This is a genomic window from Arthrobacter zhaoxinii (genome assembly GCF_024385505.1).
GTDB lineage: Bacteria > Actinomycetota > Actinomycetes > Actinomycetales > Micrococcaceae > Arthrobacter_B > Arthrobacter_B zhaoxinii.
In genome coordinates this window covers 566,489-590,853 of record NZ_JANFLT010000005.1, presented here as the reverse complement: position 1 = coordinate 590,853, position 24,365 = coordinate 566,489, and the positions used below count along the sequence as shown (strand labels likewise).

33 protein-coding genes are annotated in these 24,365 nt (G+C 63.8%); 18 read left to right on the top strand and 15 right to left on the bottom strand.

Annotated features, from left to right (window positions below):
- Nucleotides 1-15 precede the first annotated feature (15 nt).
- The gene (locus tag NNX37_RS10145; RefSeq protein ID WP_255792450.1) at nt 16-1,521 is read left to right on the top strand and encodes an FAD-dependent oxidoreductase; all 1,506 of its coding nucleotides are present in this window, start codon (nt 16-18) and stop codon (nt 1,519-1,521) included.
- A 45-nt stretch (nt 1,522-1,566) separates the two neighbouring features.
- Here the strand turns inward: NNX37_RS10145 and NNX37_RS10140 are convergent, their stop codons facing one another.
- Complete coding sequence (locus tag NNX37_RS10140; protein WP_255792447.1) at nt 1,567-2,160, bottom strand: DUF3592 domain-containing protein; 594 nt, start codon at nt 2,158-2,160, stop codon at nt 1,567-1,569.
- 29 nt (nt 2,161-2,189) lie between these two features.
- Here NNX37_RS10140 and NNX37_RS10135 point away from each other — a divergent pair, with 29 nt between their 5' ends.
- Nucleotides 2,190-2,576 (top strand): SDR family NAD(P)-dependent oxidoreductase, encoded by a 387-nt coding sequence (locus NNX37_RS10135; RefSeq protein WP_255792445.1) that lies wholly within the window; start codon nt 2,190-2,192, stop codon nt 2,574-2,576.
- A gap of 184 nt (nt 2,577-2,760) precedes the next feature.
- Here NNX37_RS10135 and NNX37_RS10130 read toward each other — a convergent pair whose 3' ends face one another.
- Together NNX37_RS10130 and NNX37_RS10125 are read right to left on the bottom strand one after the other, a co-directional pair.
- On the bottom strand, nt 2,761-3,228 hold the full coding sequence (locus NNX37_RS10130; RefSeq protein WP_255792442.1) for a hypothetical protein: 468 nt from the start codon (nt 3,226-3,228) through the stop codon (nt 2,761-2,763).
- A gap of 319 nt (nt 3,229-3,547) precedes the next feature.
- Nucleotides 3,548-4,513, bottom strand: coding sequence for an aldo/keto reductase (locus NNX37_RS10125; protein ID WP_255792439.1), 966 nt, complete (start codon nt 4,511-4,513; stop codon nt 3,548-3,550).
- 111 nt (nt 4,514-4,624) lie between these two features.
- Between NNX37_RS10125 and NNX37_RS10120 the strand changes: the two genes are divergently transcribed.
- The 4 genes from NNX37_RS10120 to NNX37_RS16630 all read left to right on the top strand — a co-directional run bounded on the left by NNX37_RS10120 (nt 4,625) and on the right by NNX37_RS16630 (nt 7,784).
- Nucleotides 4,625-5,236 (top strand): TetR family transcriptional regulator, encoded by a 612-nt coding sequence (locus tag NNX37_RS10120; protein ID WP_255792436.1) that lies wholly within the window; start codon nt 4,625-4,627, stop codon nt 5,234-5,236.
- Nucleotides 5,237-5,568: 332 nt separating this feature from the next.
- Nucleotides 5,569-6,144, top strand: a complete 576-nt coding sequence (locus tag NNX37_RS10115) for a GNAT family N-acetyltransferase (protein ID WP_255792433.1) — start codon at nt 5,569-5,571, stop codon at nt 6,142-6,144.
- Between the two features lie 159 nt (nt 6,145-6,303).
- On the top strand, nt 6,304-7,053 hold the full coding sequence (locus tag NNX37_RS10110) for a phosphotransferase (protein WP_255792431.1): 750 nt from the start codon (nt 6,304-6,306) through the stop codon (nt 7,051-7,053).
- Between the two features lie 185 nt (nt 7,054-7,238).
- Nucleotides 7,239-7,784 carry a glycosyl-4,4'-diaponeurosporenoate acyltransferase CrtO family protein gene (locus tag NNX37_RS16630; RefSeq protein WP_407079942.1) on the top strand — a complete coding sequence of 182 codons (546 nt, stop codon included), beginning with the start codon at nt 7,239-7,241 and terminating at the stop codon, nt 7,782-7,784.
- 783 nt (nt 7,785-8,567) lie between these two features.
- Here the strand turns inward: NNX37_RS16630 and NNX37_RS10105 are convergent.
- From NNX37_RS10105 to NNX37_RS10095, 3 genes are all read right to left on the bottom strand, one after another.
- Nucleotides 8,568-8,768, bottom strand: coding sequence for a helix-turn-helix transcriptional regulator (locus NNX37_RS10105; RefSeq protein WP_255792428.1), 201 nt, complete (start codon nt 8,766-8,768; stop codon nt 8,568-8,570).
- A 1-nt stretch (nt 8,769) separates the two neighbouring features.
- On the bottom strand, nt 8,770-9,237 hold the full coding sequence (locus tag NNX37_RS10100; protein WP_255792426.1) for a hypothetical protein: 468 nt from the start codon (nt 9,235-9,237) through the stop codon (nt 8,770-8,772).
- A 65-nt stretch (nt 9,238-9,302) separates the two neighbouring features.
- Nucleotides 9,303-9,692 carry a hypothetical protein gene (locus tag NNX37_RS10095; RefSeq protein ID WP_255792424.1) on the bottom strand — a complete coding sequence of 130 codons (390 nt, stop codon included), beginning with the start codon at nt 9,690-9,692 and terminating at the stop codon, nt 9,303-9,305.
- Nucleotides 9,693-9,967: 275 nt separating this feature from the next.
- On the opposite strand from NNX37_RS10095, the gene NNX37_RS10090 reads away from it, so the two are divergent.
- The gene (locus NNX37_RS10090; RefSeq protein WP_255792421.1) at nt 9,968-10,552 is read left to right on the top strand and encodes a DUF1349 domain-containing protein; all 585 of its coding nucleotides are present in this window, start codon (nt 9,968-9,970) and stop codon (nt 10,550-10,552) included.
- 44 nt (nt 10,553-10,596) lie between these two features.
- On the top strand, nt 10,597-11,094 hold the full coding sequence (locus NNX37_RS10085) for a GNAT family N-acetyltransferase (RefSeq protein WP_255792418.1): 498 nt from the start codon (nt 10,597-10,599) through the stop codon (nt 11,092-11,094).
- On the opposite strand, the gene NNX37_RS10080 is transcribed toward NNX37_RS10085, so the two are convergent.
- Nucleotides 11,072-11,608: a GNAT family N-acetyltransferase gene (locus NNX37_RS10080; RefSeq protein WP_255792415.1), complete on the bottom strand. Its 537-nt coding sequence runs from the start codon at nt 11,606-11,608 to the stop codon at nt 11,072-11,074. The genes NNX37_RS10085 and NNX37_RS10080 overlap by 23 nt on opposite strands.
- A gap of 64 nt (nt 11,609-11,672) precedes the next feature.
- Nucleotides 11,673-12,521 (bottom strand): phosphotransferase family protein, encoded by an 849-nt coding sequence (locus NNX37_RS10075; protein ID WP_255792413.1) that lies wholly within the window; start codon nt 12,519-12,521, stop codon nt 11,673-11,675.
- A gap of 144 nt (nt 12,522-12,665) precedes the next feature.
- On the opposite strand from NNX37_RS10075, the gene NNX37_RS10070 reads away from it, so the two are divergent.
- The 3 genes from NNX37_RS10070 to NNX37_RS10060 all read left to right on the top strand — a co-directional run bounded on the left by NNX37_RS10070 (nt 12,666) and on the right by NNX37_RS10060 (nt 15,340).
- Complete coding sequence (locus NNX37_RS10070; protein ID WP_255792410.1) at nt 12,666-13,679, top strand: NAD-dependent epimerase/dehydratase family protein; 1,014 nt, start codon at nt 12,666-12,668, stop codon at nt 13,677-13,679.
- Between the two features lie 11 nt (nt 13,680-13,690).
- Nucleotides 13,691-14,845: an alpha-hydroxy acid oxidase gene (locus NNX37_RS10065; RefSeq protein ID WP_255792407.1), complete on the top strand. Its 1,155-nt coding sequence runs from the start codon at nt 13,691-13,693 to the stop codon at nt 14,843-14,845.
- A gap of 189 nt (nt 14,846-15,034) precedes the next feature.
- On the top strand, nt 15,035-15,340 hold the full coding sequence (locus NNX37_RS10060) for an EthD family reductase (protein WP_255792404.1): 306 nt from the start codon (nt 15,035-15,037) through the stop codon (nt 15,338-15,340).
- Nucleotides 15,341-15,422: 82 nt separating this feature from the next.
- Here NNX37_RS10060 and NNX37_RS10055 read toward each other — a convergent pair whose 3' ends face one another.
- On the bottom strand, nt 15,423-16,247 hold the full coding sequence (locus NNX37_RS10055; protein WP_255792402.1) for a hypothetical protein: 825 nt from the start codon (nt 16,245-16,247) through the stop codon (nt 15,423-15,425).
- A 116-nt stretch (nt 16,248-16,363) separates the two neighbouring features.
- Between NNX37_RS10055 and NNX37_RS10050 the strand changes: the two genes are divergently transcribed.
- From NNX37_RS10050 to NNX37_RS10030, 5 genes are all read left to right on the top strand, one after another.
- Nucleotides 16,364-16,819, top strand: a complete 456-nt coding sequence (locus NNX37_RS10050; RefSeq protein WP_255792400.1) for a hypothetical protein — start codon at nt 16,364-16,366, stop codon at nt 16,817-16,819.
- 155 nt (nt 16,820-16,974) lie between these two features.
- Complete coding sequence (locus NNX37_RS10045; protein WP_255792398.1) at nt 16,975-17,610, top strand: hypothetical protein; 636 nt, start codon at nt 16,975-16,977, stop codon at nt 17,608-17,610.
- Nucleotides 17,610-17,837, top strand: a complete 228-nt coding sequence (locus NNX37_RS10040) for a helix-turn-helix domain-containing protein (protein ID WP_255792397.1) — start codon at nt 17,610-17,612, stop codon at nt 17,835-17,837. Before NNX37_RS10045 ends, NNX37_RS10040 begins: the two co-directional genes overlap by 1 nt.
- A gap of 110 nt (nt 17,838-17,947) precedes the next feature.
- Complete coding sequence (locus NNX37_RS10035) at nt 17,948-18,364, top strand: hypothetical protein (RefSeq protein ID WP_255792394.1); 417 nt, start codon at nt 17,948-17,950, stop codon at nt 18,362-18,364.
- Between the two features lie 225 nt (nt 18,365-18,589).
- Nucleotides 18,590-18,769, top strand: a complete 180-nt coding sequence (locus tag NNX37_RS10030; RefSeq protein WP_255792393.1) for a hypothetical protein — start codon at nt 18,590-18,592, stop codon at nt 18,767-18,769.
- 4 nt (nt 18,770-18,773) lie between these two features.
- Here NNX37_RS10030 and NNX37_RS10025 read toward each other — a convergent pair whose 3' ends face one another.
- Together NNX37_RS10025 and NNX37_RS10020 are read right to left on the bottom strand one after the other, a co-directional pair.
- The gene (locus NNX37_RS10025) at nt 18,774-19,352 is read right to left on the bottom strand and encodes a hypothetical protein (RefSeq protein WP_255792392.1); all 579 of its coding nucleotides are present in this window, start codon (nt 19,350-19,352) and stop codon (nt 18,774-18,776) included.
- 115 nt (nt 19,353-19,467) lie between these two features.
- Nucleotides 19,468-19,893, bottom strand: coding sequence for a hypothetical protein (locus NNX37_RS10020; protein WP_255792391.1), 426 nt, complete (start codon nt 19,891-19,893; stop codon nt 19,468-19,470).
- Nucleotides 19,894-20,033: 140 nt separating this feature from the next.
- Between NNX37_RS10020 and NNX37_RS10015 the strand changes: the two genes are divergently transcribed.
- Nucleotides 20,034-20,759 carry a hemerythrin domain-containing protein gene (locus NNX37_RS10015; RefSeq protein ID WP_255792390.1) on the top strand — a complete coding sequence of 242 codons (726 nt, stop codon included), beginning with the start codon at nt 20,034-20,036 and terminating at the stop codon, nt 20,757-20,759.
- Between the two features lie 42 nt (nt 20,760-20,801).
- On the opposite strand, the gene NNX37_RS10010 is transcribed toward NNX37_RS10015, so the two are convergent.
- Together NNX37_RS10010 and NNX37_RS10005 are read right to left on the bottom strand one after the other, a co-directional pair.
- Complete coding sequence (locus tag NNX37_RS10010) at nt 20,802-21,956, bottom strand: RNA polymerase sigma factor (RefSeq protein ID WP_255792389.1); 1,155 nt, start codon at nt 21,954-21,956, stop codon at nt 20,802-20,804.
- Between the two features lie 6 nt (nt 21,957-21,962).
- On the bottom strand, nt 21,963-22,370 hold the full coding sequence (locus NNX37_RS10005) for a YciI family protein (protein WP_229952091.1): 408 nt from the start codon (nt 22,368-22,370) through the stop codon (nt 21,963-21,965).
- A 172-nt stretch (nt 22,371-22,542) separates the two neighbouring features.
- On the opposite strand from NNX37_RS10005, the gene NNX37_RS10000 reads away from it, so the two are divergent.
- Complete coding sequence (locus tag NNX37_RS10000) at nt 22,543-23,082, top strand: DUF2231 domain-containing protein (protein ID WP_255792388.1); 540 nt, start codon at nt 22,543-22,545, stop codon at nt 23,080-23,082.
- Between the two features lie 20 nt (nt 23,083-23,102).
- Here the strand turns inward: NNX37_RS10000 and NNX37_RS09995 are convergent, their stop codons facing one another.
- A complete protein-coding gene (locus NNX37_RS09995) occupies nt 23,103-23,897 on the bottom strand; it encodes an alpha/beta fold hydrolase (protein ID WP_255792387.1) in 795 nt (264 codons plus the stop codon).
- 20 nt (nt 23,898-23,917) lie between these two features.
- On the bottom strand, nt 23,918-24,331 hold the full coding sequence (locus tag NNX37_RS09990) for a hypothetical protein (RefSeq protein WP_255792386.1): 414 nt from the start codon (nt 24,329-24,331) through the stop codon (nt 23,918-23,920).
- Nucleotides 24,332-24,365 lie beyond the last annotated feature (34 nt).

Sequence of the window (24,365 nt, the reverse complement as noted above, 5' to 3'; positions counted from 1 at the left end):
TGAGGAAAAGCGCCAATGAACACTGATCTGTCCCAGCTTCCCATCGCCGTCATCGGGTCCGGCCCTGTCGGCCTGGCTGCCGCCGCCCACCTGATCGAACGCGGGCTGACGCCGGTCATCTTCGAAGCCGGCGACGCACCTGCCGCGGCCGTGCGCGCCTGGGGACACATCCGGCTGTTCTCACCGTGGCAGTACGACGTCGACGCCGCCGCCCGCCGCCTGCTCGCCGGCACCGGCTGGCAGGAACCGGAAGCCGAAACACTGCCCACCGGCGTCGAACTCCTCGAGCAGTACCTGCAGCCGCTGGCCGCCGTCCCCGCCATCCGGAACGCGCTGCACATCAACAACGAGGTTGTTGCGGTCAGTCGGGAAGGCCTGGACAAGACCCGCACCGGCGGACGGGATGCCACTCCGTTCCTGGTGCGCGTCCGGAACGCCGACGGCACAACCGTGGATCACCGGGTCCGCGCCGTCATCGACGCCTCCGGCACCTGGAACTCGCCGAACCCGCTGGGCTCGGCAGGACTCGCAGCACCGGGGGAGCCCGAGGCCTACACGGCCGGCTTCATCACCGCTCCGCTGCCGGATGTGACCGGCCGCGACCGTGGCCGTTTCGCCGGCAAGCACATCCTGGTGGTCGGCGCCGGCCATTCGGCGGCAAACACGCTGCTGGCACTGGGGGAGCTGGCCGAGCAGGAACCGGGCACCCGGATCAGCTGGGCCATCCGCCGGACCTCGGCGGCGAGTGTGTACGGGGGCGGCGACCTCGACGGGCTGCCCGCCCGCGGCGCGCTGGGCAGCCGGCTGCGGGCCTTGGTCGAGGAAGGCCGCATCGAACTGCATACCTCGTTGACCATCACAGGGTTGCGGAGCGGGGACTCGCTGACCGTCGTCGGAAGCACGCCGCGCGGGGAGGCGCAGCTGGATGTGGACCTGCTGGTGCCGGCCACCGGCTTCCGGCCGAACCTGGAGATGCTGCGCGAACTCCGGCTTGATCTGGACCCGGCAGTGGAAGCTCCGCGGGCACTCGGGCCGCTCATCGATCCGGAATTCCACAGCTGCGGCACCGTGACGCCGCACGGCGCCCGGCTGCTGGCCCATCCGGAGAAGGACTTCTACATCACCGGAATGAAATCCTACGGCCGGGCCCCGACGTTCCTGATGGCCACCGGCTATGAGCAGGTCCGCTCCATCGCCGCGGCCCTGGCCGGCGACCAGAAGGCGGCCGACGACGTCGAACTCGTCCTGCCCGAAACCGGGGTCTGTTCCACGGATCTGGGTGGAAGCTGTGACACCGTGGCCGGCTGTGACACCGGCGACGCAGCTGATCAGAGTGACGTGTCCTGCTGCGGGACGGCGGAACCGGCTGCGGCACCTGCTGCGGAGTCGTGCTGCGGGACACCGGAGCCTGAAGCTGCTGCACCCGCTGCGCCCGCCGAATCCTGCTGCTCGGCACCCGCTCCTGCGTTCCTGGGCATCCCGACGGGCTTGGCCCACGGGCGGTCCGCAGAGCAGGAATAGGAGCGGCCGGGGCGCCTGCCGTGCGAGGCGCCCCGGTTCGCGTGCCTAAACCGTTTCGGCCGTATTCTTTTTCCTTTTCTTGCGGATCATTTCGTCGGCCATTGCACACGTCATGAAGCCTCCTACTCCACCCATGAATAGGAGAATGAGCAGAGGGCCGAAGTACCCGTCTTCGTCGCCCTCCACAACGGCCTTACGGGGCTCCTCAGGGTCGTAGAAAACGGTCATTTCCGTACCGCGCAGCTTGTGGGCCACTGCCGATTCCGAGCCTTCGCGCTTCTGGTAATACCGCTCGCGGTAATCAACGGAATAGGCCACGCCGCTTTCGACAGCGTAGGAAACTTCCATGACCTTGTAGCGTTTGGCTTTGCGTCCATCGCCGAACCGAACGTCGGCGACTGTTCCTACCGAGGGGACGCCGTCTGAGACGAGCTTATGGTCTGAATATGCCATTACGATTCCAGGGATCCCAAAGCCCAGGCCGAACAGCAAGATGCAGACGCCAACAAGCAAAGCGCTCCAACTACTCATTTGTTTCTTGTTGGGGGAGCGGTCGCATTCTTCGCCCCTCTTGCACTTTTCACACTGGCTGGCGTGCAGGACCTCAATATTCCGCGCGCCGTCAGAACTCAGTTCCACGTTAAAACTCCCCCTGTTTTGGGCCGTGAATGTGCCGTGGGCGGCCTTATCAGGGATGGACTATATCACCGGATAATGCACCGAATGATCCTTGTTCCAGGCGTGAACCCGCCTCAAGTGGCGCCTACGGAGTATCGAAAGCAGCAATCGAGGCTTTGGCCCGATCGCAATCCGAGGCGTGGGCGCCATACGGCGTCACCGCAAACGTACTGGTGCCAGGCTTTGTGGAAACCCCATTGAACAAGCGGCTCAGCAAGGACCCGGCTGCCGTCCAAGCTCTGGCTGGGCGGACACTCGTCGGACGAAATGGTGTGCCGGAGGACTTCGCCGGCGCCGCCGTGTTCCTGGCCAGCGCGGCATCGACTTACGTCGTCGGGCAGCTTGTAGCCGTCGATGGAGGATTCTCAGTCCACTAAGAAACCGCCGCTGCCGGCACAGTTATTGGTGAACGCGTTTTCTCAGCCGGCATCCCGGCCGGTGGTCTGCGCCGGTTTCAAAGTCGAGCCGGTCCGTCCGGACTGACGACGCGCTCGGCCGAGCGAACGCCTGTACGGAGCGTGGTGCGCTGGGTGGCGGTGGCCTAGTAGAAGAAAGCGAGACCTAGCTGGCGGCCTCATAGGGCTCGCACCGGGTCTGGAGTTTCGTGGCGGCCGTGGTCCAGGACTCGGCGTTGAACATCCACGCCCGGGAAGGCTTTTCGGCCTGCATAATGACGTTTTCAGTGGGTGACGACAGCTCTTTCAGCAACGGGGCCATGTCTGCAGATGCATCCCCGGCTATGGCGAGGACTTCACTGTGGAGCGGGCGTGCGTCCTCCGCGCTCATCTCCACGCTGCTTGTCCCGCCGCCAATCCTCACAATGGAGATCATCTGGTTCAGTGGTCCTTGGCCGTCTGTCCCGAGGAGTTTGAGGCAGGACTGCTCTTCCGTATCCTCAACCACTGGTTCGGTCGAGGGCGCCGCTGAGGCCGGAGGCGACGGCGGCTTAGCTTCAGCCTCCGTGGTGGCTGCACTGCAACCGCTGACGAGCAGCAGCGCGAGGACAGGGACGGCGGCAGCTTTTCTCATGGTTTCCCCCGGGAGGCGTAGACGGTGGTGTCAACCTAGCGGTTAACTGCCTGCCCTGCCAAGCGACTGCGGTGCGCCGACCACGCAGATGGAACTGGAGATCAAACGCGATACGCACATGTGCCGGCGTCATCGACATAGCGATGTCCGCGGCGGGGAAGCGGTGGCCGCGCGTCGCGCTGGGGGACCCCCAATCAGGCGCCGTGCTTGTGCTGCTATGTCGTCAGTTTTGAACAGATGTTCTCGGGCACCCCCTAGTCGGCGCAAGAGAAGGCGCGGGGCCCTTACGGGTCCCGTGCCTCGGTGTTCCCTTAGCTGACTACTGCCAGGTCGGGCTCATGCCTTCCGGATAGCGGGCGCCGAATCCGCCGCTCGGAAGGATCTCGCTGATGCGGGCGAGATCGGCTTCGGTGAGGCTGAGGTCGACGGCGCCGACGTTCTCCTCGACGCGCTTGGCGCTGCGGGTGCCGGGGATCGGGACGATGTGTTGACCCTGCGCGAGCAGCCAGGCGAGGGCGAGCTGCGCGACGGTGGCCTCCTTGGATGTGGCGAGTTCAGTCAGCTGGCGGGTGGCTTCGACGTTCTTTTCGAAGTTGCCGGGCTGCCAGCGGGCGTCCCAGCTGCGCATGTCGGTCTCGTCGTACTCGGAGGCCGGCTTGGCGCTGCCGGTGAGGAACCCGCGCCCGAGGGGAGAGTAGGGGATGAAGCCGATGCCGAGCTCGTTCAGGACGGGGAACAGCACCTCCACTTCACGCTCAAAGAGCGAGTACTCGGTCTGAAGGACCGAGACGGGTTGAACGGCATGGGCGCGGCGCATGGTCTCCGGGCCGGCTTCGCTGAGACCGAAGTACTTCACCTTGCCGGCGTCGATAAACTCCTTCACGGTCCCGGCGACGTCCTCGATGGGGACGTTGGGATCCACCCTGTGCTGGTAAAGCACATCGATGTGGTCTACCCCGAGACGACGCAAGCTGTTCTCGACGACCTCGCGGATGTGTTCCGGGCGACTGTCGAGGGCGTGGTCGGGTGCCTTGAATCCGAACTTCGTGGCGATGACGACGTCGTCACGGAAGGACTTCACGGCCCGCCCTACGATTTCCTCGTTCGCACCCCAGCCATACATCTCGGCTGTGTCAAAGAGTGTCACGCCCAGCTCGTGTGCTTTCCGGATCGCGTCGATACCCTGCTGCTCGTCGCCGGGACCGTAAAAATCCGAGATCCCCATCGAGCCGTAGCCAATGGCGGAGGTGGTCAGGCCTTGCGTGCCTAAAGTGCGTGTCTGCATTCTGTCTCCTCATGGGGGGATCGAGCGGCGCCCAAGATGCCGGCCGAACGTGCGAGCAGTCTATGCCTTGCGTGGCAGAGACTGTCAACAGAGGCAATGTATGCTCGACGCATGAGTGCAAGTAGCGACGGGGTCGGGTTGAGGCAGCGCACGCGCGATGCCGTACGCAAGCAGATCGCGGAGCTTGCTCTCGTAATCTTCGACGAGCAGGGTTTCGACGAGACCACCGTCGACCAAATTGCAGCGGCTGCCTGCATTTCGCCCCGGAGCTTCTTCCGGTACTTCGCTTCCAAGGAAGACGTGGTTCTGGGCGCCCCAATGCTCTACGGCGAGCCCGTTCGACAGCGATTGGCCCAAAGCCTGGAATCGATGCCCGTATGGCAGGCCCTGCGGGCGGGGTTCGAGGCGGTCGTGGAGACAATCGAAGCGGACCCTGAACGGGCCCTGCGTGCAACGCGAGTGATGATCAGTACGCCTTCTCTGCGCGCCCGGAACACGGAGAAGCACTTGGCCTGGATGACCGTTCTTGTGCCGCTGGTCGCCGCCGCCCTGAACGGCCCCGAGGCGGAACGGCAGTATCACGCCCGGGCAATCACGCTGTGCGCTCTGACCTGCCTCGACGTCTCCTCTGCCGAGTTGGTACACCGCAACGGTGCGGTGACATCCCGGGTACTGCTCGATGAAGCGTTCAGGCTCCTGAAACCCACAACACTGGTCGACTAAGCCTGCTCGTGAAGGACTCCCCGCGCTTACTACCTGGCACCCAGCGCGAAGATCTGGCGTAGACAGGTCTACTGGTTGCTGGCCGATAGGCTCTAGCTGGCACGAGAATTAAGATCGACGGTTTCCTATCCCGCCGAACATCTGTCTCGCTGGGGGATCGGTTTATGGGCGCGTTGACGCACTGGATCCGCTGCCTGTCACGATGAATCAAAATCTGGTCTATCGACGCTGTCTGCCAATTTCTCGTTCGACCCTCCAGGTAGTAGGTCTGGATGTATCTGGGTTCGCGAAGATGTGCTTTCGCGAAAGGCGTCACATGACATTATGTGTCGATGGCACTTATTAGCCCATTCCTGCCGCCCGGAGCCATTAGCGGAGTCCCTCAACCGGTTCTCACGGCGGAGACTTTCGCCCTGCGGCCCTGGACCGAGGGAGATGCCGCGGTTGTCTTATTTGCCCACCAAGATCCAACAATCGCATTGTGGCATCGCCGCCGGATCGAGGGACTCGATGAGGCCCAGAATTTGATTCGACGGTGGCGCGGGCAATGGGAAAAGGAGTCCGGTGCCTCCTGGGCCGTCTGTGATGATGAGGGATCCGTTGTTGGTCGGGCAGCGATCAGCAGGATCAACCTGTTCGAAGGCGACGGAGAAGTCGGCTACTGGACTCTTCCCAAGGCTCGCCGCCGCGGAGCCGCCCCCCAAGCTGTGATCGCGCTACGTCAATGGGCATTCAATACCGTGGGACTCAAGCGGCTCCAGCTCTCCCACTCCACGGAAAACGAGGCATCATGTCGAATCGCTGTAAAGACGGGCTTTTCCTTCGAAGGAATCAAGCGCAGTGGCCTCAGGCATGAGGATGGGTGGCACGACATGCATCTTCACGCTTCGGTGAACGTGGCGGTGTAGACGAGCTGAGATCCGAAACCATGCGGCGGATGAACATTTGGTGAAGGGGATTTACCACCTCCTGAAGGTGAACGGTTGTGGATCCCTTAGCGGGACCTCTATTGGTTCCGCCCGGGAGATGGCTTGGCCAGCTTGTTTGCACGCAGTAGCGTTCTTCGGGTGAATGAGGAAGCTGAAGAACTTGAAGGCGGAAACGCCTCAGAGAGTGTCGTTCGTATTGGCGATACTGTCCGTAAACCGTGGCAGGAAAACTCTGCCATTGTTCAGAAGTACCTGAAAGCTCTCCAGATGGCTGGCGTTGACGTGCCCAAACCCCTGGGCAAGGATCACGATGAGCGACATGTCATCGAGTACGTCGGGGGTGTATCTGCGATGGACCAGTTGCCCCTAGGACAGGATGACCTCCGGCGGGTCGGCCGTTTGATTCACCAGATTCACGATGCGAGCGAAGGATTTGGTCTCCCGGATACGACCGGGTGGAACCTTCTGCTGCCTGCCGAGAATGCGAACCTGATGTGCCACAACGACCTGGCGCCGTGGAACCTCATCATGGGTGAACGGTGGGTGTTCATCGATTGGGACGCCGCGGGCCCGAGTACGCGCCTCTGGGACCTTGCATATGCAGCGCAGTCCTTTGGAATGCTCTTTGAAGGCCAACCGGTTCCAGAGGCAGCCGCGAGGCTGCGTGCTGTTATCGACGGATATGAAGCTGACGAGGTCTTACGGGAAGCGTTGCCCGAGGCCCTAGGAAAGAGGACGGTGGCCATGCACGAGCTGTTGAAATCTTCACATGAAATCGGATTCCAGCCTTGGGCAGAAATGTATGTCAGCGGACACGGCGATCACTGGCGCGGGGCGGCTGACTATGTCCTACGCAATAAAGATGCTTGGAAACAGGCCCTGGCTTAGATTGCTGCTGGCCTACAGAGACCCGATGAAGGATCGCCCTTAGGGACAGCCCGGAGGAAGGCTCTGGGTAGAGTCGGGGGCATGACAACGGGGGATCGACGAACAAGAGCAGCAGTACGTACCGAGATGAACGTCCGTTCAACCGCAGCCGCTAATCGTGCCGCGCGCGGTATCCGGGTGATGTGATGGCATCGCCTAGTGGACAACCTGGCTCGACGACTGCGGGTCTGGTGTTCGGTCTCGGACTAGCGGTCGCTGGCTGGTTCGCCATAGGACCCGATCACCTCGTCTACGCACTCGTTGTCCAGTGCGCCTTTCTCTTCATGGCGCTCCTGACGGGTCCAGCACTGGTGGACGTTGCCCGCTACCGCTACCGGGTCAGACCATTCGAGCCGCGGATTTACACCCTGCTGGGAGCGGAGGCACTCCGACGCTTACTCGGCCTCGTCGGCTGGAACAGGATCATCGAACAGATGCGTCGAACCGAGCAAGGAGCATCAGGCACGGCCCGCTTCCTTAGAGGGACCGAGCAGTCCGAAACCGGTCACCTTCTCGGCTTCTCCGCTACCGCAGTACTAGCCATCATGGCCGCGGCTACATCACACCCTCGCGGTGCTGCACAGATTATGCTTTTCGGGATGATCCTTCATTTGTATCCCGTCATGATCCAGCGCATTACGCGCTTTAGAATCACCCGCCATCGAACCAATATCAATGGAAGCGGACGCTGAAAGGTCAGAGCTGCGGGCCTCGTCGGGAGGAAATTGTGATCAAGCGGGGGAAACGTCGTTTCATGTCGTTACTTGCTGCCATTGCGGCGTCGATTGCAGGCGTTGTAACGATGGTTTCGCGGTCGGGGACCTGTTCTGACTTTGTTGCCGTGGCGGGTGAATGCAGTTTTGGGCCGCCGCCGTCCACCATCATCTTGGCGGTACTCCTTTGGGGCCTGGCGGTGTGGCTTCTCTACGTATGGTGGAGGAACGACCGGCGAGCATGAAGGCGGGCATTGGAAACGGCGTCCACCAAGGACCCCTGGCAAGTAGCCAGAAAGCAGCGGGTCGCTTCACCACCGAGGCCTCGCCGCGATCCCACGGAGGACCGGCTTTCGGGCAGCTCATCTCAGAATATCTGCGGCGGTTAGGCTGTGGATATGAGTGCATGGAGCCGCTACCTGTTTGGGGTCTGGATTATTTTCGGGGTGGGCACGATAATGCTCGCTGAGAAGCTGCCGGAATGGTGGCGGCCGGTGTCGATCCTTGTCCTGGTGCTAGCTGCTTCTGCTTTCCTAACGTGCTCCGTTCTGGAGTATCGACGTCGGAACGGGCAGCCGGCACTTTAGAGCAGCAGCTTTCACCGCCGCCCCGCGACGCACGTTTGACGGCGTTGACCAGTCCAAGCGGGACTTTCGTTCCTCCTCCACATAGGTCCGCAGTGCACAGCCATGACAGGGTTTTCGGGATTGCCGTCTCACCTTTCCCTGACGCCTAAGAAAGGCCCACATGCGCCAGCGCGTCTCATTCCTGCCCATCGGGAAAGAAAAGCTCCTCAATGGTGCTGTTGAAGACGGCAGCGATCCGGAAGGCCAGGGGAAGTGACGGGTCGAAGCGTCCGCGCTCAATGGAGATGACGGTCTGGCGGGAGACACCCAGCTCGTCAGCGAGCCGCTGCTGGGACCAAGCCAGGTGCTGACGGGAATCGCTGACTCGATTCTTCACGTCAGCCTCGCCGCCGCAGCACCACGTACCGGATGCCGAAGGAGGCAAAGCAAAGAACGAGCACTGCTGGAAGGGCGAGCTTCAGATCAACCGGAAAGTCCCGGGGAATGAAGGCCAGAACGGTAGCTGCTATGCCCAGGACCAGGACCAGGTCTGTGAAGGAACCCGCTGCCGCCTTGTCATACCAGCCGGATTCAACGGAGTCGTCAGGGCGTTCAAGGGCGCCGTCGAGGGTGTCCCGGTCCACTACGACGAGATACATCAGGACCGCAGCCGGCATCGCGAGGCAGACGGCAAAGACCCAGAATCCCGGGACGGGATGCGAACCGGCGGCACCCGCGAGGATAGCCAGCAAACCTCCTGCCGCCCCGAGTGCCAGCCCGCCCGGAACGGCAATAGCCAGGGCCGGTACCCGGCCGGTTCCGAACTTGGCGTATCCCCACTTTGTACGTGTTTGCTCAACAGACATTGGTGGCCTCCCCGCGGTGTACAGCTTGCTTTACACGTACAGTGAGCTTTACATTTCTGCTGCTGTCAAGGGTAGGGATCCACTACTACTTGGACCTCGTCTTCATAGAGAACCCGGCCCGGATCGGTTGACCGCCTTTCCTGCCAGTTGACCCCGTAGCGGGTGAGCAGGCCGATGTATCCGGGGATCCTGGCCAGCAGGTGGTCTGCGGAAACCCGAAACCATGCCTGCGCGTGCGGGTGAATTGCACGGTCGTATACAGCGGGATCGGTTGTGCTTGGATCCGGGTAGGCATCGTCGTACCAGACGTTCGCGCTGGTCCACCACTCGTAGTCTTCACGGGACAGCCTGCCCTCCATCGCAAGACCGTTGGCTAAACCGAATATCCCGATTCTGGCTCCCCGGGCATTCGGTTCGGTTGCCTCGTACCTGACGAATTCCTGGTTTGCGTCCATGACCTGCATCCTCGCATGCAGGAGCTGAATCATTCGCCTGGGAACAGCTGGAGAGCAGGACCATAATGACGTACGCACCTGGCATTTTGGTACTGCGTGCTCGCAACCGTGTCCTATATCGGGTTCCTGCTCGGCCCCGTCTATGTTGGGTTCTGGGTGGACGCGGCAGGGCGGCCCGGTGCGATGATCGCTCTGGCTGCCCTCGGCGTCGTTCTCGTTTTCCTCGCGCCGACGATGCTTCGCCGCACCCTGCACGCTTCTGCACCAGGAAATGGATGAAGATGTTCGAGGACATGACATGGCTGAACGAACCAGCCAGCTGGAAAGACGACGGCGACTCGCTGACGCTGGAAACCGCTGACGGTACGGATTTCTGGCGGAAAACCCACTACGGATTCATTCGCGACACGGGCCACTTTCTCTCCGCTGAAGTTGCCGGTGACTTCACGGCTACCGTAACGCTGAGCGGAGATTTCACCGCACTTTATGATCAGGCGGGACTGATGCTCCGGATCGATGAGCGGGCGTGGCTGAAGGCGGGAGTCGAGTACAGCGACGGCACACTCCAGCTCAGTACGGTGATAACGAACGGCACCTCGGATTGGTCTTTGTGTCCTCTCGGAACGGCCCAGGATGAGATAACCCTGCGGCTGTCCCGGCAGGGCACCGCGGTCCATGTGCAATACCTGGAACCCGGCGCCACGGCCGGACAGTGGAAAAGCCTGCGGCTGGGTTACCTTCCGATGGAAAGCCTTTGCCAGGTAGGGGTGATGGCCTGTTCGCCCCAGCGCGGAGGATTGACCGTCCGTTTCACCGGCTTCAGCATTGCCCCCTCGGACGGGATCAAGCTGCATCCCTGAGGCAGGCAACGAGTTATGCGGCCGCCGTGGGTTATCGTTCCCGGATGATGTTTGAAACCGACCGCCTTGAAGCCCGCCACTTTGCGGATGAGGATCTGGAGGACTTTGCAGCGCTCTGCGCGGATCCGGCGGTCATGCGGTTCGTCGGTGACGGGACGACACTGGACCGGTCGGAAGTCGCAGGATGGATTCAGGTCTGCAAAGAAAAATATGTGAAGCGCGGCTATGGCACCTCAGCCGTCTTCGAACGGGACAGCGGCGAATTCGTCGGCTACTGCGGCGTCATCCGGGCGCCCGGCCAGGACTTTGACGAACTGATATACGTTTTCCATCAAAGGTTTTGGGGCAAGGGCTATGCCACCGAAATAGGCCGGGCGATGCTCGCCTACGTCTTCGAGGTCTCTCGCCTGGAGTTCGTCGCCGCGACGATTGATGCCGGCAACGAGGAGTCGAAACGGGTAGCGCGCAAGATCGGAATGGCGGAGCGGCCGTTTCCCGACGACGGCGTGAGCTACTGGACTATTGACCGCCCCGACGACTAACGAGCTTGGAGCGGTACCGCACCTCCGACAGTGTGGACCCGGCGAAGACCTGTTCCTTGGTTGCCTCGTCCAGGGACATTCCCCTTCGTTCGTAGAAGGTTCTTCCCCGCTTGTTTGAATCCAGCACCCACACCGAGAAAGCGGTATGTCCGCTCCCGTGCAACTGGTCGACCGCTGCCTCCCACAAGCGGCGTCCGACTCCCGTGCCGACAAATTCCGCCAGGAGATAGAGGGCGGTGACCTCTCCGACCTGCGGATCGGCGTCGTCGTCCCCACTCGTGTCTGCGTGGGAGAACCCCGCTATCTTCGAGTCGATAACGGCCAGATGGGGTGTAGGTGCCAGCCCGTCACGGATCAGCCGCTTCCAACCTGCCGACCGTCGCTCAACGTCCAGCCCGTCCAAAAGGGAATCCGGCATGAGGCCGCGGTAGGCCCACTGCCAGGCTTTGACATGGACCAGCGCGAGAGACTCGGCGTCGTGTTCGGTGGCTCGGCGGATTTCGACGGTCGGCATGGATATCAGTGAACAATGAAGGCGACGTTTGCGCCAGCGCTTCGTCTCTGAAGAAGTCCACCGGTTAGAGCCGTTCCCGGAGCCAGGTGTTGGCCCGGGCGACCGCTTTCCCGACCTCGTCCGCTGGCCGGCCGTTCAGCAAAGCGAACGCGACCTGCTGCAGCCGGAAGGTGTTCCGCCGGACCGCAGCACGGCGCACGTCCGGGGAGCCGGCGATCAGGGGCAGTTTGTCCCACCCGTTCCAGGCACCGATGCAGGCAAGATCGGTGGAGCGGTCGCTCCGGGACGCCAGATCCCAATCCAGTACGCCGACTATGCGGTTTCCTTCCCAGAACACGTTGTGTCCTGCGAGGTCGCCGTGGGCGAACACCTCGCGGACCGGTTCGAGGTCCGCCAAGGCGGCGACCGCATCCGCCGCCCGCTCCTGAACGTCCTGATCGAGACGCGGCAGAACCTCTTCGCATTGGATCCGGTACCAGTCCGAGCCTCCGCAGAAGGCCAGGGGTTCGGCCAGCAAGCCCTCGAGCGGCTCCATGGGAATGGAGGAGACGGAGCTCAGCAGGTCTTGTAGCTGGCCGGGTCCGCCGTCACCTGCCGGACACGGCCCGCCCGGGATCAGCCGGGTCGCGACAGCCGAAAGTCCCTCGAGTTCCACGACGGGTCCCAGGGAGCGGGGGAGGAGGAAGCCGACCGATTCCGGAATGCTGTCCACCAGCTGCTGCCGCTTCCGCATGGCGGGTGCCATGCCCGGATTCCGTCCGATCCGCACGGCGGCGTTGCCGTCCAGCAGGACAACAATATGCGCCGTTCCAATTTCCACAATCGACCGGGGAGCCGCCTGTGCCGCCGGGGGCAGCCCTTCGACGGCGGCATCCACGAGTGCATGCAAAGTGCGGTTCTCGATTGTCCCCATGGTCCGAACCTAACAGGGCCGTCGACGTCGAGCCTGCTTCCCGGTTGCAGGACGACCGTGGATGCGAACGCCAGCCGTGACCCGGCGGTAGGCTCATCCTTCTCGGACGGACATCTACGTTCGGCGGCAGCGCGTTGGGGGCAAATGAAACAGGCAGTCATTCTCGGAGGGACGGGTGTCCTCGGGCAAGCCATGGCGCACCGCCTGCTGGGATCCGGGTGGGAGGTGCGGATGACCGGCCGGAACGCTTCGAAAATGCCGGCGGCACTCCGGCAAGCCGGGGCGGCATTCGTGTCGTCGGACCGGCGCAGTGCCCGCGACCTGGCGCACGCGATCGGCCAGGGTGCGGACCTGCTGGTCGACGCCGCCTGCTACACCGCGGCGGACGCCGAGCTGCTCCTTCCCCATCTAGGGTCCATCGGCTCGGCGGTAATGCTGTCCAGCAAAGCGGTCTACGTCGACGACGACGGCAACCACGTCAATTCCGACGTCGCGCCTCGCTTCGAGCGTCCCGTGCAGGAAAGCCAGCAAATCATGAAGCCGTCCCACGGCAACTACGATTCCCGGGAGGGCTACGGGGCCAACAAGGTTGCAGCCGAGCAGGTGCTCCTGGACAGCGGGCATCCGGTGACGGTCATCCGTGCCTCGAAGGTCCACGGTGCCGGCGCGGTACGGCCCCGGGAATGGATGTTCGTCAAGCGCGTCCTGGACCGCCGGCCCGCGGTCTTCCTCGCCGGCAGCGGTGCCGGAGGCGATCACACCACCGCTGCCGTCAACACCGCCGCCCTGGTCCAAACGGTTGCCGGCCGGCCGGGCCGTCGGATCCTCAACAGCGCGGACCCCGACGCCCCCACCGCCCGGGAGATTGCCCGCACCGTCGCGGCGTACCTGGGCCACGACTGGGAGGAGATCCTCCTCGGGGCCACTGACGATCCCGGCCTCGGCGCGCATCCCTGGGATCTCACGCCGCCGCTGGTCCTCGACACCCAAGCCTCGCTGGCCCTGGGTTATCGCCCTGTGGGCACCTATGCGGAGACCGTTCCGGCCGCCGTCGACTGGCTCCTGTCTTCACCGGCCCATCAGCCCGCCGGCGAGGATCCGTTCTTCACGTATTACACCGACTACGCCCGCGAGGACGCCTACCTTGCCGCACGCTGAGAATCCATGACGTGCACGACGACGACGCACGGCAGCCGGTGCGCAACGGCAGCGCAATCACGAAGGTTGAGCGGAACGGAAGGATGGGGAACACCATGCAGTGGAATGCCGGGCAGGCGTTAAACGATTTGGAACAGGCGGCAAAAGCCGCACTTCCGGAGTACGTGTACGGCTACTTCGCCGGGACTGCCGGCGGCGGCGAATCCGTACAGGATGCAGCCGCCCAGTGGGGCGACGTCAGGTTCCGTCCGCGGGCGTTCACCCGGACGTCCGCAGGGGGAACCGCGACGTCCGTATTGGGTGTGCCGCTCCAGACGCCCGTCCTGGCGGCGCCGATGGCGCAGCAGAACGCTGCGACGCCCCTGGCGGAACTCGCCACTGCGCGTGCAGTGCGCCGCACCGGATCGCTGCTGGGAGTCTCCACCAATACATCGGTACCGTTCGCGAAGATCGCGGCAGAAGGGGTGCCGTGGTGGTTCCAGGTGTACGTCATGAAAGACCGTGGCCTGTCCGATGCCCTGGTTGAACGGGCTGCTGCCGCCGGCGCCAGGGCGCTTCTCCTCACCGTGGACACGACACGGCTGTCCTCGGGCGGACTACTCATCGATCCGCTGCTGTGGCCGGAGGTACCGGGCAAGACGAGGCTGGCCAACCTCCTGGAAGAGGATCTATCCGGACTTCCCGGCGGCGCCACGGAGGCAGCGGAGAACCTGACGCTGGACGTCATCAGTGACTTGCGCGAACGTTCGGGTCTTGAGGTGGTGGTCAAGGGGATCCTGCGCGGCGATGATGCCCGCAGGGCGGTCGATGCGGGAGCCGCCGGCGTGCTCGTGTCAACGCACGGCGGCCGTCGGCTCGGCAGATCGGTCACGTCCATCCAGGCGCTGCCCGAGGTGGTCCAGGCCGTCGGCGGGGACTGCGAGGTCTACGTCGACAGCGGTATCCGCACCGGGGACCATATTGCGGCGTCCCTGGCCATGGGTGCACGCGCCGTTTTTATCGGACGGCCCGTGATGTGGGGACTGGCTACCGGGGGAGAGGACGGTGCAGCAGCCGTCCTGGGCGGACTCACCGAGGAACTGCGCACCACTATGGCCGGTATCGGTGCGGAAAGCATCGAGGACATTACCGCGGACCTGCTGTCGACTCCACCAGCAACATGTTGAGCGGTGTTCCCGGCTCGGACGACGGCGGACGGCGTCGAACCCGACTGGAGCGGCAGCACGGCTGGCGCCAAGACAGCGGGTGAGCCGGCCTTGATGACCGCCCGGGAGCTGCACAGGGGCGCACGGTAGACAACCGCGCAACCTGCCCGGAAACTTCAACCATCCCCGCCCCCGGAAGGAAGGAACACCATGCCCACCAAGATCACGTTCGTCATTGACAACCCCGCCGACCCCGACGCGTTTGAGACTGCCTACAAAGGCATCGCGGACAGCGCCAAGCAGCTCCCGAAGCTGCGTCGCTACGAGGCCGGCAAGGTCTGGCCGAAGGAAAACGGCTCACCCACCCCTGCCCACCGGACGCTTGACCTGTACTTCGACAGCTATGAGGAGGCCTCGGCGGCCGTGACAACACCTCACGCTGCGGACCTCTTCGGTCAGCTGAAGGCCAGCGGGACCACCTTCATCGCCCTGTTCTCGGAGGTGGAAGAGGGCTAAGCGGTGCACGGTTTGCCCGCCTTAATCCTTATTCTCCTGGCGTCGATGCCCGTGTTCCATCACCGGACCACGGGCATCGGCTCTAAACAGTTCCGCTCGGTGATTCCCGGCCGGTTACCGAATCGCGCCGGCTATAGTCCAGTTCCCGGGCCAGGGAGTCCAGCTCTTTCGGGTAACCGCTCGGGAACTGAGGCTGGTCCTGTGTGGGTGGCCGGTTGCTTGCTTTCGGTGCACCTGCGTGCCGAAGATCCCGGTCTAGTGCGGCAATGCCCTCCACAGTCCATGTGCGTGCAATCCCAAGACCGCCGTCACCAAACGGGATACGGACTTCCTTGTCACTGAGGGGCTCGGGGTAGGCCTTGGCCGAGGTCCAGGACAGGTACGCTGCCCGGGTTAACCAGATTTCCTGCTCCACGGACTGACTGCTAAGCCGTGCTCGGTCAGGCTCCCAGAGCCGGACGAGATCCAGAAACCACCGGGCAGCCTCAGGGGGAACGCCCACCGGGAAATCATCTGCGAGTTGCAACTTGACCTGGTTGGTCAGTTCCTGATCGGATCCGGCCGAGCCGCTCAGGAGAACCGTATAGGTGCCGTTTGGATCCGGGCTGGAACGCATGGACATGAAATAGCTGCTCAACTGGGGTGCAGCATCGCGTTCCCTGGCAGGTCTCGGATTGATAAGTCCGGTAAGGCTTTGCTGTTCGGCCGGTATGACCTCATAGCTGACGGCGGTACTGTTCCGCTCACCGGTGTCGTGGTACCACTGCAGGCCGGTCCACGCGGACAGCAGCGACATCGTGCCCGCCAGACGTGCGGCGACGGCCTCGGGCTTTTCAACCCTCCCGGCCCAGTTCAGGTTGATGAACGGACCACTGCCGCTGCCGAACATTTCCTTCGCAGACTTCATGTGGTCAACGTACAGCCTGCCCTGGCACCGAGGCCCGTGCGCGGGCGAGACCAGTGGACGGATAGTCGCGCCTTAGGTGCAGGGAAAGGACGAAGCGGCCCCGTAGGCTTTGGGCCATGGGAACTCGGCGAAGCATCAGTAAATCGGATTACCGGCTTTACGCCCGGCCCGTGTCGGGGGAAAGCGGGGACTGGGTGGAAGTGGTAGCCGACGGCGGTGAACCTCCGCAGGCGTCCAGCCCTACCACCCATGCCGAAGCGGAGTTCGGTGACGCGGGCGGTGACGACACCGCTGCTGAATGGCCCTTTGACTCGGCTGCTGCTCCCGGGAGCCGGTTCAATCCCTATCTGTGTGCCGCGTGGGCAGTTGTGGCGATCATGCTTGTCCTGGGACTGTTCTGGCTCTTCGGCAACCTCGAAGCGATGACGGCTATGTACAGCACCACGGGAACCATGAGCCGGCAGGAAGTGGTGATGATGAAGTTCCACTTGATGGGTGTGTACCTGCTGCCCTTCGGCCTGGCCGGCGGCCTTGCGCTGCTGACCGTTCAAGCTGCCGGATACCGTCGCTAACGCAGGGACCGCCGCAGCAAGCCCAGGGCTGAATTCCTAGGACATCCCGGGCAGGGCGGCCAGAGCGAGACGGTTGTCGGGGTGCCATTGACGGCGGCACCGCAGCGCAGTATGTTATCGACAATCGTTATTAACGAAAGTCGATATGGGGAACCGTGAAGCTTACGAAAGACACCGGTGCACCGGCAGGCGAAAAGAGAATCGTTTCACGAACGGATGCGACCGTGTTCATGGTCGTCGCGGCTTTGGCCGCGGTCGTAAGCACCGTCTTTTCCATCTCCGAAATCGTCGGGTACTTCACGGGCCCGGTGACGCTGGAGCTTCCGGTCGACGCACGGGACCAGAGTGTGGACGGGCTGAGGGCCGGGGTGACAGCCCACTACACAACACTGACGGCTACGGTTCCCGCTCTTCCCTCCGGCCCCGCAGCGCTCCTGGCCTGGTCCGCTGCGCTGCACCAGGCAGGAGTGCTGGCCGTCCAGGCGTTGGTCTTCCTGCTGGCCTACCGGCTCCGCAGCGCGGTCCTGTTCACTGCCGCGTCCGTACGGATCATCGGTGCCTGCGGTATCGTCTTGCTGCTGGTCGGGACGTTCAGCCAGGGCCTCTACGGAATCGCGGTGCCCCGCGTGGCGGACCTGGTTGTTATGGAGCGGCAGACGGGCGACGAACTGGTCCTCTTTGAAGGCACGCTGAGCCCCTGGCCGCTGGTGCTTAGCCTCGTCCTGATACTGGTTGCGGGAGTCTTCCAATACGGACGCCGGCTTCAGCGGGATACCGAGGGGCTGGTTTAGTGCCTGCGGACGATTCTTCCGATATCCACTGCCGTCTTGATGAACTCCTGGAAGCCCGGGGCATGACACTGACGGAACTGAGCCGGCAGGTCGGTGTCAGCCTGGTGAATCTGTCGGTGCTCAAGAATGACCGGGCCAAGGCCATCCGGTTCTCCACGCTGACTGCGATCTGCAATGCGCTGGAGTGCGAGGTGGGGGAGCTTTTGGTGACCGTTCATGGTGCCTAAATCAGGCTTTGGTCTACGTCTACTCCTCTTCCTGCATGAATCCGCGGAATCGTTACACTGCTACTGCTGAAGTTATCTGGTCCTCCCGCCCGTTATCGTTAGATCTCGAAGTGTCTAAAGCGAAAGAAATCCCCGGTATACAGCCAAGCGAAACCCTTGTTCCGAGAGTGACCGCGCCATGGCTGGCAGTCGTGCTGGCTATCGCTTCGATCGTGGGAATGATCTTAGCCAGCGAAACCATGGACGATCCCAAGGTTGAGGGTTACGAAGACTGGCTGATGCTGGGTATCGTCTTTCTCCTTATCGTTTTCGTTGTTTCTCTTGTCGTGCTCATCAAGGTCGGGGTCTCCGCCACGCGGAAACTGTCCGCAGCCAAAGGTCGGATCGCCGAATCGCTGCGCTGGCATTACGGCTTCACGGTTGACCGTCAAAACTTTGATCCTGACGGACCAGAGCAAGCCCAGGCTGAATCCCTACGACATACCGGCTACCGATCAGTACAGGCGGTCGGTCAATATTCGGATTAGCCCGGATGAAACGGGCACAAAAGTGGGTGCCTCCCTCTGCGAAGAACATCCCACTCCAGAGGAGGACCATCCCTCCGAACGACACTAGGGTGGTTCCAAAGACCGAGCAGCTCATTGTGCTGGCGCACCGGCAGGTAGGCGGGAGAATCCTGCTCCCAGGACCAGCTGCAGCCGGTTTGCCAAGGGGGCTCCCTCACAGGCGAGCAGTACCCGTGTCTTGGTGTCGTGCTGCACGTCCGCGTCAAGGGCCTGGCCGAGGTGCAGCGGCTGGAACAGCATCCGGAGGTGAAGCTCTCCGGGGTGTCGACGGACCGGGCGGTGGCCCTGCGCAGCGTCAAGCAGTTCGGGCAGATCCTGGACCACCGCGGGCGGGCCACCGGCCGGAGTAACCTGCACGCGGTGTAGGGGCTCAGCTCTCCAGATCGTAAACCTGAGCCGGGTCGCGCTCGAGGATGCGGTCCCGCATTTCGCGCTTGAGGACTTCCAGGTGGGCCAGCTCGGCAGCGGTCTTGTCCGGCTTGGCGGTGAGCTCGATGAACTCGTCCCCGACGATGCCCTCGTTCCGGATCACACAGGTGACGGTTGCGTCCCCGGCGGTCAGCTCGAAGACGTAGCGGGCCAGGGTGTTGCCGCGCTCGGGCCGGGCGAGTTCCGGCAGGACGGCGTAGCGGTCACCGGTGACCGCGCGGGTCACGAGTTCGAAGGCATCCCGGGCGCCGGGACCGCCGAAGGGGGTGCGGATCCGGATCTCGCGGCGCTCCACCCGGCCGCAGGGGGTGCGGGCGGCAAGCTCCGGCAGCGCCCGTCCGAGCGCCGCGAAGGCATGCGCCACGCCGCCGGGGAAGCCCGGGCCGTGGTACTTCATGCAGTCGGCGAAGGTGAAGTCCAGCTGCACCCCGTCCTCCCACACGGTGAGCGTGCGTTCGGGGTTTGGGATCGGCTCCGGTTCCGGACGTTCGGGACTGCTGGATGCTGCGGGGGTGCTCATGGGGTCTTACTCTCGGTGCGGGACAAATCTGGCCATCAGAACTTTACCGACCTGCCGATTTATGTGCCGAGCCGGGGGCCGTGCCGCAACGGCGTTGGGCCGGGCCGCCTGTCTTTCAACCCGCCTTCGGTAGCCGATTCATGTCTTGCCGGCCGAGCACGGTCATCAGTGCTGCGAGGGCCGTCGCCGCCGCCGTCATTGGCAGCAGTGATTTGTCCGGGGACTTCCCGCGCCAGGCCTGACGGATAGATTTCTCTGCGGGGTAGCCGCCGCTCATTATCGCGCCCAGAATGGCGAGGGTCTTGGCGGCGGTGCGGCGCCACCTGCGGCTCAGTAGCCCTGCTGTGGCCAGCCCTTGAAGGATCAGCATCAGGCCCGGGGCAGAAAGATTGGTTCCCATGACCCACTGGTCGCGTGCGACGTGTCTGGGGTCGCCCTTGAGTTTCCAGACGTCGTAGCTGGTCCGATCCCGCAGTGCCTTCCGGAGGCCGGCCAGGCCGAGGGCAAGCTGTACTCCCGAAACGGTAAACAAAGCCTTCATTAGTGCGTCTCCTTCAGTCTGCAAGGTGAAACTCACCGCAACCCCGCTGGATTAAACCATTGTGCCGTATGAGGTAGGGCTCTTAAAATGTTCGCGGGGGAGCCCTTGGTCTTACATGAATCCCGTAAGGGGCAATCCAAATGACTGACTTCTTTACAGCCCAACCGGGCGAGACCGCGGCTCCCTTGCCGCCGGGGCCCATCCTCTGTACCGGGACGGTCGGAATGCGGCGCGTTCACCGTTTTTTCCTTTGGGCCTACGACGAGGCACCCGGCCTGGTGCGCTCCACCCCTATCGGCGATACGGATCGCGCCGCATACGTTGGGGAAGTGCTCGGAAACTTCGACGGCGTGCTGCACATCCACCACGAGGGCGAGGACCTGCTCATGTATCCCCAGCTGGAGGGCCGGGCACCGGGGTGCGCCCTGCATGTAGCGCAGATGCTGGAACAGCATCGGCAGGTGGGGCAGCGGCTTGAACAAATCGAACCTGTCCGGAGACGCTGGATGGAGACGGCAGACGAGGCGGCCGGCGAGGAACTCGCTGAACGCTATGAGGACCTCTCTGCTCTGCTTAAAGTGCACCTGCGCCGCGAAGTCACTGAGGTGATGCCCGTGGTGGACAGGGTGTTGAGCGAAAAGGAAATGGACGCGGTCGGTCAGCACGGGATTGAACAGTTCGACAAGAAGTTTTTGGTGGGCTACCTCGGGATGATGATGGCCACGAACCCTCCGGACGACCGAAAGGCTTTCTTCAAGGAAATCCCTGCGCCGGTCCGACTTGCTTACCGCCTCGTGGGGCGCCGAATGTATCGGCGACAATATTCGACGCTGTTTCCCGGGCGTGAAATTCCGGAGACACTTTAATTCCATAACGTACGTCCCGCTGCCCTCCGCCTATCCATGCGCTTACCCGGAGCCGTGCCGCGCAGCCGCGTTCAGCCGCGCGGCCTGGAGCGTCAGATGGTCGCGCTCGGCCAGATTCGGCGCCAGCAGCGCGGCTTCCGAATAGAGCCGTGCGGCTTGTTCGACGTCGCCGCTCTTCTCGTGCAGGTACGCCCGCGCCGCGGTGTGCCGGGGGAGCGACGGATCCAGGTCCGACAGGGCGGCCAGGCCGGCACGCGGCCCGTCCGCCTCCCCGACGGCGACGGCCCGGTTCAGCCTCGCGACCGGGCTGCCCGTGAGCCGGACCAGTTCGTCGTACCACTGGACAATCTGCGGCCAGTCGGTCTCCTCCGCCGTCTGCGCATCCGCGTGCAGGGCGGCGACGGCAGCCTGGGCTTGGTATTCACCCAGCCGGTCGCGCCCCAGCGCCCGCTGCAGGATGGACACCCCTTCAATAATCAGCCGGGTATCCCAGCGGCCGCGGTCCTGCTGTGCCAGCGGAACGAGCCGGCCGCCGTCGTCGGTCCGTGCCGACCGGCGGGCGTGGTGCAGCAGCATCAGCGCCAGCAGTCCCTGCACCTCCGGATGGTCGACGGCGGCGGCCAGTTGCCGGGTGAGGCGGATCGCTTCGGCGGCGAGGTCGACGTCGCCCGAGTAGCCCTCGTTGAAGACCAGGTACAGTACCCGCAACACGGTGGTGACATCTCCGGGAGTATCGAAGCGGACGCCGGCCACGGTCCGTTTGGCCCGGCTGATCCGCTGCGCCATGGTCGCCTCGCCCACCAGGTACGCGGCGGCGATCTGCCGGGTGGTCAGCCCGCCCACGGCACGCAGGGTCAACGCCACCGCCGATGACGCGGACAGTGACGGGTGGGCGCAGAGGAAATACAGCTGCAGCGTGTCGTCAGTGGAGCCAACGACACCGGGCGCGGGTTCGCCGTCGACCTTTAGTTCACGACGACGGCGGGACGATTCCGCGCGGGCGGCATCCAGGAACTTGCGCCACGCGACGGTGACCAGCCAGCCCTTCGGGTCCCGGGGCGGATTCTCCGGCCAGGTGTCCAGGGCTTCGAGCAGGGCGTCCTGCACCGCGTCCTCGGCTGCCGCGAAGTTGGCTCCGCGGCGGACGAGGGCGGCGATGACCTGCGGGGTGAGAACCCGCAGCCGGCTTTCCTCCACCGGTGGTTATTCCGTGATCGTGACGGGCTGGGCCAGGAACGGACGGACCTCGATCCACTCGTGCAGCGGCTTGCCGCCGGCGGCCGGTGCCGCGGACAGTTCTCCGGCCAGTTCGAGTGCGCGGTCATAGCCGTCCACGTCGATGGCGAACCAGCCGGCGATCAGGTCCTTCGTTTCCGCGAACGGTCCGTCCGTCACCGGGGGCCGGCCCTCGCCGTCGTACCGTACGAAGGTTCCTTCGGGGGAGAGGGCCTGGCCCTCCACGTATTCGCCGTTGGCCTGCAGCCGTTCGGCATAGTCCGCCATGAACTGCATGTGGGCTGCGACTTCATCCGGTGTCCACTGGTCCATCGGTACGTTGTTGAGCGCTTCGGGTGCGCCGCGGTAGTGCTTGAGCAACAGATACTTGGCCATGACGGTCTCCCTTGTTCTCCTGCAACTGTTCCCCCAACGACACCGCCATTGTGGCTGTGCTTAATGCTGGGACGGAATGGGGAAGGGAATCTCGACATGGAATTGCTGGCCGTTTCCGCGGGTTTCGGCGGAGCCTATGCAGCTGTGCCGGGCGGGCGTAGCGTCGATAAGCGTGAGTGAAGTTTCGCTGCCGCTGCGTCTGGCCCGGGCCGTGGGCACCAGCCCGGTCTCGGAACGCGTTGCCGCCGCGCAGGAGTTCCTTTACAAGCCGGTGCTCGAGTGGGCGCGGAAAAGCCCGTTTCATACCGGCGTCCTGGGCCACTCGATCCATCCGCCGCTCACTGATCTGACACTTGGCTGCTGGGGCAGCGCGTCCATCCTGGATCTCGCCGGCGGATCACAGTCACGGCACGGTGCGACCGTCCTGGTGGGCGCGGGGCTGGCCGCGGCGGTGCCCACCGCTATCGCCGGTGCCAGCGACTGGGCAGGAATGACCGGCGACGCGCGCCGAATCGGTGCTGTTCACGCGCTGGGTACTGATGTGGCGGTGTTTGCCAACCTCGGATCCCTGATCGCCCGGGCACGCGGCCGGCACGGACTGGGCGTGGCCCTGGCCCTTGCGGGCAACGCGGTTCTGGTGGGTTCCGGATTTCTGGGCGGGCATCTTGCGCTCAACCGCGGGACGGCCCGCCGGGTACCTGCCGATGCGTGACGGGTTTCGCTGACCCGGCCTCAAGCGAGAGAAGCCAGGAACGCCGTCGTATCTGCTGCGACCTGTTCCGGGCATTCCCACAAAACCAGGTGGGCGGCATCGGGATAGATCTTCAGTTCCGCGCCCTCAATCCGGGCGGCCAGGACATCCTGGTCCGCGCGGGGCAGCAGCTCGTCCTGTCCGCCCCACAGGATCAGCGTGGGAACGTCGAGGGTGCCCGACTCGGTGGGCGGCACGGCCGTGTACAAGCCGCGCAGGCTCAGCTTCCACGCGTGGGCGGGCATCTTGACGCCGTCGCGCACCCGGTCCTCGATGAACCACGGGGGAACCTTTTGGATGAGGGGAAAGGAGGCGAGGAAACCGCGCACCCAGTCCTCGGCAACGGGGTCCGTCAGGCCGTCGACGTTGTCAGCGAACCCGGGCCGGCCCTGCAGGGTTAAGGGAGCGCCCACCAGCACGAGTGACGCCACCCGGTCGGGGTGCTCGATGGCCAGCTGCTGGGCGACATAGCCGCCGCTCGAAGAGCCAAGGACCGTCGCCGTAGAAACCTCAAGTGCATCGAGAACTGCTGCGGCATCCTGGGCCTGTTCTGCCAGCGAGTATCCGTCCTGCGGTTTGTCGGCATCGCCCTGGCCGCGGAGGTCCGGGGCATAGATCCGGAAGCCGGCCAGCCCGGGCAGCAGCCTGTCGAAGCTCCGGCGCGATTCGGCCCATGCGTGCAGCAGCAAGACCGGTCGTGCGTCGGGCTCGCCCTGGACGAGGCACGGCACCGTGATGCCGGTGTGCAGCGGGAGATTCCGGATCGCGGATTCCATAGCTCAGGGTACGCCGCGATCTAGTGGATGAGGCCGGCGTCCAGAGCAGCTTCTTCGACCATGACGGCGTACTTCTGGGTGGCTACGGAAAACTCACGGTCAGTACTGCGCTCTCCCAGCATGTCCATTTCGGTCCTAATCTCGAACACCATGATGTCGTTCCACTCCTCAGTGGGCATTACGGGCTGGAGCTGTTTCTCTGCGAAACGGCGGACGTCGGCCAGGGCGCTCATCGTCTCCAAGGATGTGCCGTACTCCTTCTTGGCGGTTGCGATGGCTTCTTCCAAACTCGCCGGCTCGACCTGGCTGGGCGAGGGTTCCGACGCCGGAGACACTGTGGGGGCCTCCATGCCTTGCGCTGTGGTCTCGTCGTTAGCTGAGCAGCCGGTGAGGATGATGGTGAGCAGCGCCATGGCTGCCAGAGAGTTTTTCATTTGTTCCTTCGCCGGCCAGGACCGGATGGTGCGT

What these genes read in the sequence shown, in the direction of transcription:
- NNX37_RS10145 (WP_255792450.1), top strand. Translation starts at nt 16, where the DNA reads ATGAACACTGATCTGTCCCAGCTTCCCATCGCCGTCATCGGGTCCGGC.
- NNX37_RS10135 (WP_255792445.1), top strand. Translation starts at nt 2,190, where the DNA reads ATGTGCCGTGGGCGGCCTTATCAGGGATGGACTATATCACCGGATAAT.
- NNX37_RS10130 (WP_255792442.1), bottom strand. Translation starts at nt 3,228, where the DNA reads ATGAGAAAAGCTGCCGCCGTCCCTGTCCTCGCGCTGCTGCTCGTCAGC.
- NNX37_RS10125 (WP_255792439.1), bottom strand. Translation starts at nt 4,513, where the DNA reads ATGCAGACACGCACTTTAGGCACGCAAGGCCTGACCACCTCCGCCATT.
- NNX37_RS10120 (WP_255792436.1), top strand. Translation starts at nt 4,625, where the DNA reads ATGAGTGCAAGTAGCGACGGGGTCGGGTTGAGGCAGCGCACGCGCGAT.
- NNX37_RS10115 (WP_255792433.1), top strand. Translation starts at nt 5,569, where the DNA reads ATGGCACTTATTAGCCCATTCCTGCCGCCCGGAGCCATTAGCGGAGTC.
- NNX37_RS16630 (WP_407079942.1), top strand. Translation starts at nt 7,239, where the DNA reads ATGGCATCGCCTAGTGGACAACCTGGCTCGACGACTGCGGGTCTGGTG.
- NNX37_RS10100 (WP_255792426.1), bottom strand. Translation starts at nt 9,237, where the DNA reads ATGTCTGTTGAGCAAACACGTACAAAGTGGGGATACGCCAAGTTCGGA.
- NNX37_RS10095 (WP_255792424.1), bottom strand. Translation starts at nt 9,692, where the DNA reads ATGGACGCAAACCAGGAATTCGTCAGGTACGAGGCAACCGAACCGAAT.
- NNX37_RS10090 (WP_255792421.1), top strand. Translation starts at nt 9,968, where the DNA reads ATGAAGATGTTCGAGGACATGACATGGCTGAACGAACCAGCCAGCTGG.
- NNX37_RS10085 (WP_255792418.1), top strand. Translation starts at nt 10,597, where the DNA reads ATGATGTTTGAAACCGACCGCCTTGAAGCCCGCCACTTTGCGGATGAG.
- NNX37_RS10080 (WP_255792415.1), bottom strand. Translation starts at nt 11,608, where the DNA reads ATGCCGACCGTCGAAATCCGCCGAGCCACCGAACACGACGCCGAGTCT.
- NNX37_RS10075 (WP_255792413.1), bottom strand. Translation starts at nt 12,521, where the DNA reads ATGGGGACAATCGAGAACCGCACTTTGCATGCACTCGTGGATGCCGCC.
- NNX37_RS10070 (WP_255792410.1), top strand. Translation starts at nt 12,666, where the DNA reads ATGAAACAGGCAGTCATTCTCGGAGGGACGGGTGTCCTCGGGCAAGCC.
- NNX37_RS10060 (WP_255792404.1), top strand. Translation starts at nt 15,035, where the DNA reads ATGCCCACCAAGATCACGTTCGTCATTGACAACCCCGCCGACCCCGAC.
- NNX37_RS10055 (WP_255792402.1), bottom strand. Translation starts at nt 16,247, where the DNA reads ATGAAGTCTGCGAAGGAAATGTTCGGCAGCGGCAGTGGTCCGTTCATC.
- NNX37_RS10050 (WP_255792400.1), top strand. Translation starts at nt 16,364, where the DNA reads ATGGGAACTCGGCGAAGCATCAGTAAATCGGATTACCGGCTTTACGCC.
- NNX37_RS10025 (WP_255792392.1), bottom strand. Translation starts at nt 19,352, where the DNA reads ATGAGCACCCCCGCAGCATCCAGCAGTCCCGAACGTCCGGAACCGGAG.
- NNX37_RS10020 (WP_255792391.1), bottom strand. Translation starts at nt 19,893, where the DNA reads ATGAAGGCTTTGTTTACCGTTTCGGGAGTACAGCTTGCCCTCGGCCTG.
- NNX37_RS10015 (WP_255792390.1), top strand. Translation starts at nt 20,034, where the DNA reads ATGACTGACTTCTTTACAGCCCAACCGGGCGAGACCGCGGCTCCCTTG.
- NNX37_RS10005 (WP_229952091.1), bottom strand. Translation starts at nt 22,370, where the DNA reads ATGGCCAAGTATCTGTTGCTCAAGCACTACCGCGGCGCACCCGAAGCG.
- NNX37_RS09995 (WP_255792387.1), bottom strand. Translation starts at nt 23,897, where the DNA reads ATGGAATCCGCGATCCGGAATCTCCCGCTGCACACCGGCATCACGGTG.
- NNX37_RS09990 (WP_255792386.1), bottom strand. Translation starts at nt 24,331, where the DNA reads ATGAAAAACTCTCTGGCAGCCATGGCGCTGCTCACCATCATCCTCACC.